Here is a 15,550-nt window from a genome sequence, read left to right on the forward strand (position 1 = left end):
CGCCGTCAGAAGCGATAGGTCGTGCAGCCGACCTGAAGCCCGGAGCCGACGCTGACGATCAATCCGACGTCTCCAGAGCCGACCATCCCGTGCTGCCACGCGTGCTGCAGTCCCAGCGGCACCGACGACGAGAACGGGTCGGTGTCGGTGGGGGGAACGACGAAAAGCGAAGCGGCGATGCCCAATCGGGTGGCCAGTTCCTCACGGTCGCGTTGCGACAGATGCGGTGGGAACACGGCCGCGATGTCGGCCGGGGCGATCGCTTCGAGCTTGAGCAACTCACCGACGGCATTCGCGATGGTGTCCAGGTAAAGAGCGGCCAGGTCCGGGTCTCGCTCGATTTCGAGCCAGGTGCGGCCATCGGTGTGGCGGGTGTAGGTGGTGAGCGCGTCGGCATAGTCAGGATGGTGGCGGAACACGAACCGACCGAAACCCTTGTCGTCGTTGGTCGGTGACAGGATAACCGCCGATCCCGATTCACTCAGGCCGTATGCGGGATGCGCGTCGCTGCCGGCGTTGTTCTCGATCTCCGAGGCGGTGACCATCGCGTGTGCGGTCTTTCCCGCGCCGATCATCTGAACGGCGACTTGGCAGGCGTTGAGGAACCCGACCGCGCCATTGAACACATCGAAGGCCAGGGTCTTCGGACCGTCGGGGGATCGAATGTCGTCGTTCACCCCGAGTTCGCCGGCGACAAGCGCCGCGATGGCCGGTTCGCTGATGAACTCCTCGCGATACACACCGGCATGGATGATCACCCCCAACTGGTCGCGGTCGAAGCCGGTCCGATCGAGGCATTGCGCGGCGGCCTGGGTCGCCAGTTCCACCGAGCCGCGCGACCCGGTCGGACCGGCGGGGATCGTGCCGACTCCGGCGATACCGACCGCGGGCGGCGGGGGCGGTTCGGTAGTCGCGCCGTCGTGCGGTGTGTCGCCGCGGCGTTCGTCGGAACCGCGCCGCATCCGGTCGGGCAGATCGTCGAAGGTGTACAGCGCGGCGCCGACGGTCTGCCCGGAGCCGCTGATGCCGAACACCGCGTTGTCACCTGAACGGATTCGATTACTCAGGATGTGGTCCTTGAGAGCCACGAAATGAGTTGTGCTAGCGGTATTCCCGCGCTCGGCAAGGTTGTAGATGGTGTTTCCCGGATTGGCGGATCCTTCGCCGAACATCCGGTTCACCGCGCCGACGGCGTCGTTGAGTGACGACTCCGATGTCTGGTGCATCACGATGTGGTCGGAATGCTCGGGCCGCCAACCGTGGCGGCGCATCACCGCGGCCACGTACGGCACCGCTGCTTTCACCGCGATCGCGGTCGCGGCGATCGAGTCGACGGTCATGATCGCGCCGCCGCCGGCTCCGCCGGTCGCTTTCCCAATGCACATCGGGGCGTAGCGGCTGAGCGTGGCGATGTCGATGTCGTGGAAGCCGGCGCGATCGTTAGGTCCCCGTTCGAGAAGCACTGCGGCACCAGCATCCCCGACCGTCAGGCAGGCCAGGCGCGGATCCATCGGACCCTCGATCTCTCGCTGCGCGGTTTCGCTGATGTGAGTGATGTATTCGCCGCTCACCACCAGTGCTCGCCCGACCAACCCGGTCTGCAGGAACGCATCGGCGATCGCAATCCCGGTGAACATGCCGGCGCACGCGTTGGTGATGTCGAAAGCCAGCGCGTTGTCGAGACCACACAGATCTCGTAACCGCGCCGCGGTGCTGGGCTCGAAGACGAACTTCTGGTCGGGTCCGTCGTACCGGGAGATGCTGCACGAGATCAATAGCTCGATCTCCGCCGGCCGGTAGCTCGACCGGGACATGCAGTCGGCGACGGCTTGGCGAGCGAGGTCGATGGAGAATTCACCCTCGGCGGCGACTCGTCGACGCTTGATGCCGGTCAGCTTTTCCAGCGGTATGCCGACGTCGTTGACGCAACCGGCGAGCAAATCTGCGGTGGACACTTCTTTGAAAGGCAAGTAGGTGCCGATACTTTCGATCACGGTGTTGCGGGTCGGCCGCTCGGGCGCTGGCATCGGCCGCGCCTGTGTTTCGGGCCTGACATCGTGCGCCTCGACAGCGGTCGGTCCGGTGACATTGCCCTCGACGGTCTGCCCGTATTCCTCGGCGAGTTCGGCGATCGTGCCGAACAAGAACACCGACTCCGGCTTGAGCGGCATCCCGGCGGCCTGCGCGCGCACCGCGACCTCCAGGCTGTGCGTCGACGAGCCGCCGAGCGCGAAGAAGTCGTCGTGCACGCCGACCCGTTCGACGCCGAGCACCGTGCACCAGATCGCGGCCAGAATCTCTTCTGTCCGGTTGCGGGCGGCGACGAACTCTCGTGCGCGTTCCCTTGTGCCCGAGGCGGAGTCGGCGAGTGCCTTACGGTCGACTTTGCCCCCAGCGGTGCGCGGTAGTTCGTGCGTCACGATGAAATGGGATGGCAGCATGGCCGCGGGCAGCCACTCCAGGAGGAAACGCCGCAGCTGCCCGGTGGCCGGGCCGGATTCGGTGCTGGCCGCGACGTGGGCGGTCAACTGGGTGTGGCCGCGCTCATCGGTCGCGGCGACCACGACGGCCTCCGTCACTTCGGGATGCCTGACGAGTGCGGCCTCGATCTCCCCGGGTTCGATTCGGACACCCCGGATTTCGACCTGGTTGTCGGCGCGCCCGAGGTATTCGATGTTCCCGTCGGACCGGTAACGCGCCAGATCGCCTGTGCGGTAGAGCATTTGGCCCGGTTGGGCGGCGAATGGGTCGGCGACGAACCTGGTGGCGGTCAGGCCGGGTTGAGCGTCGTAGCCGCGGCCGACGCCGGCCCCGCCGATGTAAAGCTCTCCGGGCACCCCGACCGGTACCGGCTGCAGGTGGGCGTCGAGCAGATGGATCTGGACGTTGGAAATCGGTCGCCCGATCGGGATCGACGGCCCGGGCGCACCGCGCTTGCAGTGCGCATAGGTAGCGGTGACGGCGGATTCGGCCGGGCCGTACTCGTTCCACAATTCGGCCGCGGAGGTGTTCAGGAAACGCTGGGCAAGGTCGTAGGGCAGGGCCTCGCCGCCGCACGTGACGCGGCGCAGCGTCACGCACTCGCGGAAATCGGGTTCGGCGAGCCAGGACTGCAACATCGAGGGAACGACGTGCACAATCTGGGTGATGCTCCGCTCGGCGATCGTCCGCACCAGGTACGCCGCATCGCGGTGGCCGTCGGGTTTGGCGACCACCAGCTGCGCGCCGACGATCAGCGGCAAGAAGATCTCCGCAAGCGACGCGTCGAAGGTCACCGGGGTGTGATGCAGGAAGCGATCGTCGGCGGTCAGGCGGTACGTCGACTGCATCCAGAGCAGCAGATTACGGAACCCCACGTGGGTGTTGAACACCCTTTTCGGTACGCCGGTCGAGCCCGAGGTGTGAACGACGTAGGCCAACCCGTTCGACGGTGTGACGGGTCGCGCGTGGACGGCGGGCGTCTCCGGTAACCGGTCCAGGACGAGGCGCTGCCCCTCAAAGCCGCTGATAACGCTTGAGTTTCGCTGGTGCGTCACTACCGCGGACGCTTTCGATGCCGCGATCATCGCAGCGACGCGATTCGCCGGCTGCCCTGGGTCGAGCGGCATGAAAGCCGCACCGGACTTCGCGACACCGAGCAGCGCCACGACGAGATCTTCACTGCGGTCCAGCAGAACCACGACGACGTTGTCCGGCTCGACGCCTAACGCCTGCAGGTGATCCGCGACAAGGTCGGCCCGTCGGTCGAGTTCGGCGTAGGTCAGCTCACGTTCGCCGAATGTGACCGCGACGTCTGTCGGGCTGCGCTTGGCCACCTCGCTCACCATGTCGGGCAGGCTTCGGGCAGCGTCGAAGCGGACCACAGTCTCATTCCACGCTGCCTGCCGTAACCGCTCCGCTTCGGTGCGGACCGGCAGCTGTGACAGCTTGGCGTCCGGCGCGGCGGCGATGCCCGTGAGCAACGTCGTGAAATGCTCGGCCATCCGTTCGATCGTCGCGTCGTCGAAAAGGTCGGTGCTGTATTGCAGGGCGCACAGCAATTCGCCGTCCTGTTCGCCCATCAGCAGCATCAGGTCCAGCGGCGCACCGCCTTGACCGATGTGAACGGTCGCCAAGTCCAGCGTGCCCGCTTCGGACGCCGCACCCTCTTGGAAACGCCGGGTCTGCTCCCAGGCGAACGAGACCTGGAATAGCGGCGTACGGCTCAGGTCGCGGACGGGATCGAGTCTTTCGACGAGCACGGAGAACGGAAAGTCTTGGTGCTCCAAGGCTTCCAGAACGACGGATTTGACGCGTCCCAACAACGAGATGAAGCTAGGATCCCCGCTGAGGTCGGGTCGCAGCACGACGGGGTTGGCGATGTAGCCCACCAGGCTGGCAAGTCCAGGATGGTCACGGCAGCCGAACGGTGAGCCGATCAGCAGATCGTCCTGACCGCTGTAGCGGTGCAGCAGCGTGGCGTACGCCGCGAACAGCGTCATGTACGGGGTCGCACCGGCGTTGCGACCAATCTCTTTGAGCTGCAACGTCAGAGCGCGGTCGATGGTGAAGCGATGGACGGCGCCACGGTAGGTCTGAACCGCGCCACGCGGCCGGTCGGCGGGCAGCCGAAGCGTCGGCGTCTCACCGGCCAGCTGCCCGCGCCAATACCGCCACAGCCGCTCGCCCTCGGCTCCTTCGATGGCCAAGGTGTGATCGCGGGCGTAGTCGACGTACCGCATGGCCACCGGCGGCGGGGGCGGCGAGCCGTGCTGCGCGGCATACAACTGGCGAAGCTCGTCGAGGATGAGGTCGATCGACCACATGTCCACCGCCATGTGATGCAGCGTCAACACGAGCAGGTGCTCGCCCGGTCCCTGGGCGATCAGGTTGAACCGCACCACCGGACCCGTGCGCAGATCGAACGGACGGTCGGCCTCGCGTCGCAGCCAGCGCCGCGCCTCTTCCGGTGGCAACTCGATGCGGTTGACGCGCACCGGCAAACGGGGATGGACCAGCTGAACCGGTTGACCATCGCGCGTCGTGTAGGTGGTCCGCAGAATCTCGTGCCGGTCCACGAGCGCTTGGGCGGCCGCCTCCAGGGCGGCCACGTCGAGCTCGCCGCGGATCAGGCCGGCATAGGTGATCGTGTAGGCGGGGCTTCCGGGCGCCAGCTGATGCAGGAACCACAGCGACCGTTGGCCATGCGACAGCGGATGCGCCGAGGCCGACGCTTCGGCCTTCTCCATCAGTAACCGCGCGAGCAACACCCGCTTCTCTTCGGGTGACAGTGCGGCGATGTCATCGGTCATCCTGGCCCTCCTTTGCGGCGAGGACGTCGCGAAGCAGCGCGTCGACGTCGTCGTCGGAGATGTCGGGCAGGCGTCCCAGGACATCCATCCACTCTGCGGCAGAGCCATTGTGTCCGTCGGCAACTCGCTTCGGAGCCGTTGCGACGGCGGGTTGCGGCGCAGCGCCCGACAATTGGTGGGCCAACCATTCGGCTATCCCGGTGACGCTTGGGCCGTCCAGCAGTCGGACGACAGGCACGACGACGCCCAGGTCACGTTCGATCTGGGCCCGCAGCTCGACCGCGACGAGCGAGTCGACACCGAGTTGGTGCAGCGGTGATTCGACATCCACGTGAGCTGGTGCCAGCCCCAGCTTTCCGGCGGCTTGATCGCGCAGGTAGGACTCGAGTCGGCGCCGGCGCTCGTCCTCGTCGGCGTGTAACAGCGCATCGCGCAGGTTGTCGGCGGCCGGCGCAACATCGGTGGCGGCAGGTGTCCCGAGCACGTCTGTGGTCAACGAGGGATCCATCCGAAGGACGGCGACCTGGGTGGCGGACGACCGGATCAGTCTCGACAGCGTCCGCACTCCGTCGTCCACCGGAATCGGAATCATGCCGTGCCGCTGCAGGTTTAGCTGTTGTTCTGGCCTATTGACCAGGCCGACCTCGGCCCACGGACCCCAGTTGATGCTCAGCGCCGGCTTGCCCTGCGAACGTCGATGCCAGGCCAGTGCATCCAGGAAGGCGTTGCCCGCGGCGTAGTGGGCCTGCCCGGGCGACCCCAGAACGGCTGCGGCGGAGGAGAACAGCACGAAGAAGTCCAGCGCAGCATCGCGGGTGAGCGTGTGCAGGTTCCAGGCGCCGTCGAGTTTAGGTGCCATGACATGGCGCATCCGCGCGCCGTCCAGGCGGGCCATGATGCCGTCGTCCAGCACGCCGGCGGCGTGAACGACGCCGCGCAGCGGAGGCATGGTGGCGCGGATCGAGTCGAGAACCGAGGCCAGCTGGTCGGCCTGCGTGACGTCTGCACGCGCGTAGACCACCTCGCTGCCGTTGCTGCGCAACTCGTCGATCGAGTGTTGCGCCGCGTCGGATGCTGGGCTGCGTCCGACTAGCACAAGATGCCTGGCGCCGTGTCCGACCATCCAGGACGCGGTAGCCAGGCCGAGGCCGCCGAGCCCGCCGGTGATCAAATAGGAGGCATCGGCCGCGAGCGATGCCGGCTGCTCGTCGGGACGAACCGTCGCGCTCGGGTCCACCGTCACGGCGATTTTGCCGATCTGCTTGCCCTGCCCGAGAGTTCGCAACGCGGCGGCGGTGTCGGTTGCCGGGAACTTCCTGACCGGAAGTGGGCGGAATGCGCCCTGCTCGACGTGCGCGACGATGTCGCGCAACAGTGCACCCACATAGGCGGGCCGATCGGCAATCAGCTGGGCGAGGTCGATCACGATGTAGGCGGCGTTGTTTCGCAGATGCCACATCGGCAGGTGACTGTGCCCGTAGATGTCGGTCTTGCTGATTTCCAGGAAGCGGCCGTAGGGGCCCAGGGCTTCGAGGCTGCGGGGAATCGCCTCGCCGGACAACGAGTTCAGCACGACGTCGACGCCCTCGCCACCGGTCGCGGCCAGCACCTCGTCAGCGAAACTCAATGAACGCGAATCGAATACGTGAGGAATTCCCAGCCCGTGCAGGTAGTCACGCTTCTCGGACGTGCCGGCGGTGGCTACTACCGTCGCGTTCAGCCAGCGAGCCACTTCGACGGCGGCCAGTCCCACGCCGCCGGCGGCCGAGTGGATGAGCACTCGCTCGCCCCGGCGCAGCCGGGCCTGCTCGTGCAGCGCGTAGTAGGCCGTGAGATACGCGATCGGGATGGTGGCGGCTTGGTCGAAGCTGAGCTCGATCGGCTTGTGCGCGACCAGGCTGGCGGCGGTGGTGACATGGGAGCCGACACCGTCGCCCGCTAAGGCGATGACGGAGTCCCCGACGCGTACGTTGTCGACCCCGGCTCCGGCGGCGGTCACGATGCCGGCGCATTCGACACCGACCTGTGTCGGTCCGTCCTGCTGGCCGGGGTAGACGCCGAGCGCGCGCATCACGTCGATGAAGTTCAACCCGGTTGCGTGGACCTCGATCTCCACCTCACCGACGCCCGGAGCCCGGCGCACGATCGCTCGGGTGTCGATGTCGTCGAGAACGCCGGGGCGCGGGTATTCCATCCGGAAGGCCGCTCCGGGTGCGCGGCTGGCGGCCGGCGGCTCCGCGTCAAACGGCGTCAGCCGAGCGACGTAGCGTCGCGCGCCGCGGAACGCGAGGTCGGTATCGTCGGCGTCGGCCAGCAATTCGTCGACGAAAGCCGCTATGCTCTCCGGCTTTTCGTCAACAGGCAGATCGATCCGCGAGCAGCGCAACTCCGGATGTTCGTGATCGATGCTGCGGCCCATACCCCACAGCGGAGCCTGGGCGACGGACACGACGTCGGTAGCCGCCTCGACCGGTTGGGCTCCTCGTGTCACGAGCCAGAGGCGTGGTGATTGCGATCCGGAGGTCACCGTCAGCGCCTGCACCAGGTGAAGCACGCTGGTCGGGCCGAGCAAGTAGTCGGGCTCCGACGAATCCGCCGGGCTCCACAGGTGCACGATGCCGTGCAGTGGCCCACGCACGTCGTCGAGCAGCCATCGGAAGTGTTGCGGCTGAGCAGGATTGACCTGGTAAAGGTTCGGCGCGAGGCGGGTGAAGTCGGCTCCCGGTTGGACGACGACACAGCTCTGGGAACGCTGTTCGAGGACCGTCCGCGTGGCCGCGGTCGTGGTGTCGTCGTCGCCGAAGAGTATCCAACGTCCGGCACCGGTTGAATCCTGTTTCCCTGGAACACGTTTGGCGCTATACCAGTGCGGAACGAACAGGTCCCCGGGTACGGTGGTCCGGTCAGCGGCCGGCGCCGCCTGAGGAATCCGCCGCAGGCGTAGGCCCTGCACCGCTGCGACGACTTTCCCGCCGCGGTCGAGGAGCGCCACATCGCCACTCAATTCGTCTGTCCCGACGCCGTTGCGAAGCTCCGCATGGCACCACGCGCCGTCTGAGAGCGGCCCGCGCAGGTCCAGGTTGGTCACACCGACCGGCACATACGTGTCGTGGAGATGCCCGTTGCTGGTGGGAAGGGTGGCAGCGAGCACTTGGAAACTGCCGTCCAGCACGGCCGCGTCGACGTCACCGGCACTGCCCGGCACCAACCGGGCGATCGCCTCGCCGTCGCGGCGCCAGACGCCCGCCACCTTCTGGAAGGCCGGCCCGTATTGCAGCCCGTGCTGCGCGAGCCGACTGTAGAACGCCGGCGCGGAAATTGCTTCCGGGCAACGACTCTGGATGTCGGCAGGCGCGCGCGTTTCGACGTGGCCGACCGATTCGTTGCTGGCCATCACGCCACTCGCCAACAGCGTCGCGGTCTGATCGACGCCGTGAAGCTCGAACATGACCGAGTCTGAGCGTGCACCCCGGAGGCTCAGTTGCACCGTCCGCGGCTGCCCGTCGTCGAGCACCAGCGATCGATGGAAAGCGACGTCGCGCGGCATCAGTCGGCGCGCACCCAGGGCCTGCGTGGTCCCGGCGATGGCCAACTCGAGAAGCATGGCCCCCGGGACGACGGCCGAACCCTGCACGCGGTGATCACTCAACGCCGGGAAAAGTTCGGTTCCGACCTCGATTTCGCACAGGACGGTGCTCGGCTGTGCCGACACGTGAATCGGCCCACGCCACGGCGACGCGGTGCCGACGACAGTCCCGGAATCGGAATCAGGAGCGTCCAGCCAGTACCGCTGGCGTTGCCACGGATACGTCGGCGCAGAGATGATTCGGCCGCCCTGCGGATACAGCCGGTCCCACGCCACCGACTGTCCGCTGGCGTACAGGGCGCCGAGCGAGGCCAGTGCGGTGTCGCGCCCACCCTCGTCGCGGCGCAGCGACGGCACCAGCGCGCACGCACGATCCATGTGTTCGGCGTCTTCGCGCAACGCGCTCAACAGAACCGGGTGTGGGCTGACTTCGAGGAACACTTCGTGGCCGCGCTCGAACAGCTGCCGTGCGGCTGTCGAAAAGCGCACCTGCGAGCACAGGTTCTCCACCCAATAGGCGGCGTCCAGCGGGATGTCGTCGACCGGTTCACCGGTCACCGTCGAGTACATCGGCGTCGTGGGCGCCGAAGGGCGAAGCCCGGTGAGTGCCGCAGCCAGGTCGCCGCGCAGCACATTCATCCGGGGGCTGTGCGAGGCCACGTCGACATCGACCCACCGGCAGAACCGGTCTCGTCGGGTAATCTCGGACATCAACTCCGACAACACATTCGAGTCGCCCGAGAGCACTGTCGAGCGAGCCGAGTTACTGGCCGCGACCGCAACGCGGCTCTCGTAACCAACGATCAGCTCGTCCGCTTCGGCGCGGGACAGCTCCGCGGAGATCATCGCGCCGCCGCGCGCCGCTCCCCGCAACAGCCGGGCTCGAGCGCAGATCACCCGCGCCGCGTCGTCGAGGCTCAGCGCGCCCGCCACATGGGCGGCGGCCACCTCGCCCATGCTGTGCCCGACCACCGCGGCGGGCTGCACGCCCCAGGACCGCCACAGCGCCGCCAGCGCGACCTGCACGGCGAAAATCGCCGGTTGGATCACGCTGATGTCGTCGAGGTCGTCGCCGGCCAGCAAAGCGTCGATCACTGATGCGATGCCGTAAGGGCGCATCGCGGCGTCGCATTCGGCCAACGCGTCGCGGAAGGCGTGCTCTTCGGCGTGCAGTTGCCGCCCCATGCCGCGCCATTGGGATCCTTGCCCCGAGAAGACGAACACGACACCCGGGCCGGGGCGTCGATGTCCGACGCTCAGGCCTGGCCTGGTCTCGCCCTGCCGGAAGGCGCCAAGCGAGTCGGCCAGCTCGCCGGCATCGCGACCGACCACGGCCAGTCGGTAGTCGTGGTGGTCACGATGTGCGCTGGCGGTGTAGCACAGGTCGGTCGCCGCCGTCCCCGCCTGCAGGACCTGCTCGTAACGACTTGCCAAGGCGGTCAGGGCCTCTGGTGACCGCGCCGACAGCGGCAGCAGCTGGACGCCGTGTGCCGTATGCGATTGCCGGGCCCGGACTTCGGGTGCCTCGGTCATGACGACGTGAGCGTTGGTGCCGCCGAAGCCGAACGAGCTGACCCCCGCGACCGCGCGCCGGTTCAGCGGCCACGGCCTATGAGCATCGACCACCTTGAGCGCGAGTTGCTCGAACGGGATGTGCGGATTGGGTTGACGAAAGTGCAGACTCGCGGGAATCTCGCGGTGTCGCAACGCCAATGCCGTCTTGATCAGGCCGGCCATTCCGGCCGCCGCCTCGAGATGCCCAATGTTGGTTTTCACCGACCCGATCAGGCAACGGTCGTCCGGCGCGCGCCCCTCGGCCAAGACGGAACCGAGCGCGTTGGCTTCGATCGTGTCGCCCAACGCCGTTCCGGTGCCGTGGGCCTCGACGTACTGAACGCTGCTGGGCGACAGCCCGGCGTCCCGGTAGGCGTCGGTCAGCACCGCTTCCTGGGCCTGCCGACTGGGTGCCGTCAGGCCGTTGGTCCGGCCGTCGTGGTTGGTGGCGCTGCCGCGCACCACCGCATAAATCTGGTCGCCGTCATCGAGCGCCTGACTCAGCGGCTTCAAGATGACCACGCCGGCGCCTTCGCCTCGCACATATCCGTCGGCCGCCGCGTCGAATGTCTTGCAGCGCCCGTCGGCTGCCATCAGCGTGGCCTTGCTGAAGTTGAGGCCTAGAGCGGGGGAGAGGATCACGTTCACGCCACCGACGATGGCCAACGTCGACTCGCCGTCGCGGAGGCTGCGGCAGGCCAGGTGCACGGCGACCAGCGACGACGAGCAGGCTGTGTCAATCGCCATGCTGGGCCCCTGCAGATCCAGTGCATAGGACAGCCGGTTCGCCGCGATGCTGAGGGCGCCCCCCGTGCCGCTGTACGCGTCGATCAGGTCGGGCCGGCCGAACTGCAAGCTTCCGTAGTCGTAGGTCGAGACGCCGACGAACACGCCGGTGCGGGTACCGGACAACTGCTCCGCCGGCTGGCCGGCGTCTTGCAGCGCTTCCCAGGCCACCTCGAGCAGCAGGCGTTGCTGGGGGTCGATGCGGGTCGCCTCGCGGGGCGAGATGTTGAAAAACTTCGCGTCGAATTCGTCGACGTGCTCGAGGAATCCGCCCCTGCCGACATCGTCCGGGCCCGGAGTCCAGCGGCTCGACGGGATGGCAGCGACAGCGTCCCGGCCTTCGGTGAGCAACTCCCAGAACGCTGACGGGCCGTCGGCGCCCGGGAACCGGCAGCCGATGCCGATGATGGCGATCGGTTCGTCGGCGCGGACCGGAACCGCTTCGGACGCTTCCGGTGTTGCGTTCACACCCGCGGTCAAGTGGGCGCACAGCGCGTCGATCGTCGGATATTCGTAAGGCAAGGTAGGTGAAAGCTCTTGTCCCACATGCTCTGCCAGCACCGCAGTCAGCCTGACCGCGTGCACCGAGTCGAGCCCGAAATGCGCGAACGGCAGCGATGTGTCGATGTCGGCCGGCGAGAGGTCGAGCAGTGTGGCGAGCTGCGTCGCCAGCCAGGCGGCCAACTCGGCGGCCTCCGGCCCGGCGTGCGCTGGCTCTGGATCTGTGACCGGCGGGCGCGGTGCATCCGCCGCGGTCGCCTCCCAGTGCGCGATCGCTGTGAGTTCACCGCCGAGGAAACGTTCCCGTGACCGGTTGCGCCGGATCTTCCCGCTCGACGTCGTGGGAATGGTCGACGGTTCGGTGAGAATCACTGCGTGCGGGCGGATTTCATGGTGCGTAGCCACTGCGGTTCGGATGGCGTGGAGCACCTCGTCGGTGTCGATGTCACCGGCGCGGTAGCGGTCGACCTCTTGCACGATGACGAGTTGTTCGGTGGAATCCGAATCTCGCGTGATCGAAAAGGCTGCCCCCCGTCCGCGCAGCAACGCGTCGTGGCTGTCCTGGACGGTGGCTTCGATGTCTTCGGGATAGTGATTGCGCCCGCGAATGACGATGAGGTCTTTCAGGCGGCCCGAGATGAACAGCTCGCCGTCCAGCTGGAAGCCGAGATCCCCGGTGCGTAGATAGGGCCCGCGTTTGGTGTCTGAGAGATGAGCGTCGAAGGTCTCGGATGTTTCGGCCGGCTTCGCCCAGTAGCCGTTGGCGACGCTACCGCCGGCCAGCCATATCTCACCGACCTGGTTGGCCGCGCAGGCCCGGCCGGTGGCGGGATCGACAACAACAGCTTCATGGCCGGGCTGAGTTTGGCCGCAGGCCACAAACGATGTGGCGTCGGAGAATTCGGAGGTGACCGGAACGATGCGGTGATCCCGTAGCGCTTCGCTGTCCACATGCCGCACCACGGGCGCGGTTCGGACCTGTTCCGCCTTTCCCGAGACCAGCAGGGTGGATTCGGCCATGCCGTAGACGGGAGCGAACCCTTCAGGCCGGAAGCCGGCCGGCGCGAAAGCCTCGGTGAACCGCTGCAGTGTGGCGGCGCGGATCGGCTCTGCGCCGCACATCGCGGTTGCCATCGTGGATAGATCGAGCGCAGCCCGTTCTTCGGGTGTGCTGAGGTCAACACACAGCTGGTATGCGAAATTGGGTGCGGCGGTGATCGTGCCGCCATGCTTGGCGATGGCTTCCAGCCAGCGCATCGGCCGCTCGATGAACGCCTCGGGTGGCATGAAGTAGGACGTGGCCCCGACGTAGATCGAGGTGAGGATCCCGCCGATCAATCCCATGTCGTGGTGCAGCGGCAACCAGAACACGCCCTTGGCCCGGTCGGTGCCGCCACCCCACGCGGTGCGAATCGCCTCCACGTTGCTCAGCAGGTTGCGGTGAGTAACCACAACGCCTTTGGGCGAACCCGTGGACCCCGAAGTGTATTGCAACATCGCCGTGTCATCGGGCTCGATGTGCGGTGCCACCCAGTCGGCGGCGCTAGCCGCGACGTCATCCACGGCGCACCACTGCATGGCCTGCCCGTCGGCCATGTCGTCGATGGCGTCCCGGAACCGGCCCTCGGTCTCGGTGGTCGTGACGGTGAAGCGCGCATCGGTATCGTGCACGATCGACGCAACCCGGCCGATCACCCGCGTCCTGGCGGGCGGGTGTACCGGCACCGGAACCACCCCGGCGTAGAGGCAGCCGAAGAACCCGACGATGAAGTCGAGTCCCGACGGGCATAACACCAACGCGCGTTCACCTGTCGCGCCCATTTTCTGCAAAGCGGCGGCAGTTGCCCGGGCGCGGGCGTCGAGTTCACCGAATGTGAGTTGGCTATGTTCTTCGCCAGCGGCAGAAAAGCGGCAGTAGTCGAACGCGGCTTTTTCGTGGTAAGTCTCGGTTCTTTGCCGCACGAGATCCAGGAATGTGCGGTTGGTCAATCGCATTCCTTTCGGCGTTCACTGCTGACGCCGAGCCCGGGTCTCGACCATGAACTGGCGGCGATATCGCCGCACGAGCTTGTGTAACGGCGCGTTCCGCGTTGCAATTCCCCGATGCGGGGACAGCGCAATTCGCCTGGCACTTGCTCTCCAGTCCAATGAGGGAATCTTATTTGCTGACAACGGCGTCGCGCCGCGAAATCTATGCATCGCAAGTAGCAGATAGCGCTATCCGAACAATCAGCTGCGCCGATGCCGGGAATAGGGCCTGCCATGGACGGTGTATTCGTCAGGAGCTTCCGAGCCGTCGCCCCCTTAAATGGATGAACGTGGCCGGAACGCTCATATCGCAACGTTCTCCCGCGATGGTGTGCCTGTCCGATGGTGGCTGGACAGCACCACGGGCGCGCCGTTGGTGGGAACAGGCAGCGGGTGTTTACGACTCGGGCGACCACCCGGTCCGCTGTCGACGGCGCTCAGCCGGCGGTGCTGCAGCAAGGTCCGCAGTAGCACCCGTGCCTCGAACAGGACGAACTCGGCGCCGACACAGCGGTACACGCCGCCGCCAAACGGCAGCCAGGTGTTGGCGCCAGGCCGCGTATTGACGAAGCGCTCCGGTCGAAAAGCCAGGGGGTCGGGATGAAGATCGTCGCGTTCGTGCATCGCCATGATCGCCAGAATGATGTACGCACCGCGTGGAATGCGCAGCCCGTTGAGGTCGAAGTCCCGTAGTGCGCGGCGCCCGGTGATGGGCAATGCCGGGCGCAGACGCATCGACTCGGCGATAACGGCGTCGAGGTAGGCGTCCTCGCCCCGATCGATGCTGTCCTCGAGAGCGGCAAGGGTTTCGGGTTGGTGCACGAGCAACTCGGCCACCCATCCCAACGTCACTGCGGTGGCGGCGTATCCGGCCAGCATCAGGCCGCGCATCGATCGTGCCAAAAACGCGTCGTCACGCGGGTGCTCGTCGTGTTGGTTGATCTCGAGGAACAGCGTCAGGCAGTCGTCAGGCCGGGCCCCGCTGTGTCGCCGCTCCGCGATTTCCTCGAGGACGATCGCATCCACCGCGGCGGCCGTACGAGCGATCGACGGTATGGCCACCCAATTGCCGCGTACCGCCATCGTGATCATCCCGACGCCGAGAAAAGCCGGGCTTTCAGTGGCCGCGCAGTGCGCAAGCATCGCCTTCTCCAGGCGCCGCATCCGCTCGGGCTTTGACACGCCGAAGATCACCGTCATCATCACGTCGAGCGACAGTTGGCCGCCGATGTCGCAGAACTCGACACGTTCGCCGAGCGGCCAGTCCGGTAGCCGGCGCAGGACGATATCGGTCATGGCCTGCTCGTAGGACTTGAGGGCCTTACCGTGTAGCGGTGGCGCAACCTTGCGCTTCTCTTCCATGTGGGCTTCGCCGTCGAGGAAGATGAACGCATCGCTGCCGAACAGCTTTTCGTGCGGCGAGAACCGCTTCATGAGCTCCCCGAAGGAGAGAGCCCCGTCCCGATCGGCAAACACGGCTTTGGCGTCGTCCGGGGATGAGGTGACGACCATCTTGGGGCCCAGCGGGAGGTCGATCAGAAACCGCTCGCCGATGCTACGCAGCGGCGACTGTTGTCCCAGCGGCCGGAAGAAGCGCCCGCGGTCGCCCAACAACCCGCGCACGCCGACGCGGGGCAACGAGTTGATGCTGCGGACATCGGCCCCGGCAGTCATCTTCACCTCCGATCAGAGATAGCGACTCACCGGACCCAGCCCAGCGGTGTCGGCGGTTCTGGCCTCCACGTTCGCTATGCCATCGTACTGACCGACAAGGAATCGACATCCCGGGTGGCGGGCGGGCTAG

At 66.7% G+C, this 15,550-nt stretch carries 3 protein-coding genes; all 3 read right to left on the reverse strand.

Annotated features, from left to right (window positions below; genetic code table 11):
* Positions 1 to 5: 5 nt before the first annotated feature.
* Positions 6 to 5,291, reverse strand: a complete 5,286-nt coding sequence (locus tag MKK62_RS10140) for a non-ribosomal peptide synthetase (RefSeq protein ID WP_240261195.1) — start codon at positions 5,289 to 5,291, stop codon at positions 6 to 8.
* A complete protein-coding gene (locus tag MKK62_RS10145; protein ID WP_240261194.1) occupies positions 5,281 to 13,707 on the reverse strand; it encodes a type I polyketide synthase in 8,427 nt (2,808 codons plus the stop codon). The genes MKK62_RS10140 and MKK62_RS10145 overlap by 11 nt, the downstream gene beginning before the upstream one ends.
* A 342-nt stretch (positions 13,708 to 14,049) precedes the next feature.
* Complete coding sequence (locus tag MKK62_RS10150) at positions 14,050 to 15,420, reverse strand: cytochrome P450 (RefSeq protein WP_240261193.1); 1,371 nt, start codon at positions 15,418 to 15,420, stop codon at positions 14,050 to 14,052.
* Positions 15,421 to 15,550 lie beyond the last annotated feature (130 nt).

The organism is Mycobacterium paraterrae (assembly GCF_022430545.2).
GTDB lineage: Bacteria > Actinomycetota > Actinomycetes > Mycobacteriales > Mycobacteriaceae > Mycobacterium > Mycobacterium paraterrae.

What these genes read in the sequence shown, in the direction of transcription:
- MKK62_RS10150 (WP_240261193.1), bottom strand. Translation starts at nt 15,420, where the DNA reads ATGACTGCCGGGGCCGATGTCCGCAGCATCAACTCGTTGCCCCGCGTC.
- MKK62_RS10140 (WP_240261195.1), bottom strand. Translation starts at nt 5,291, where the DNA reads ATGACCGATGACATCGCCGCACTGTCACCCGAAGAGAAGCGGGTGTTG.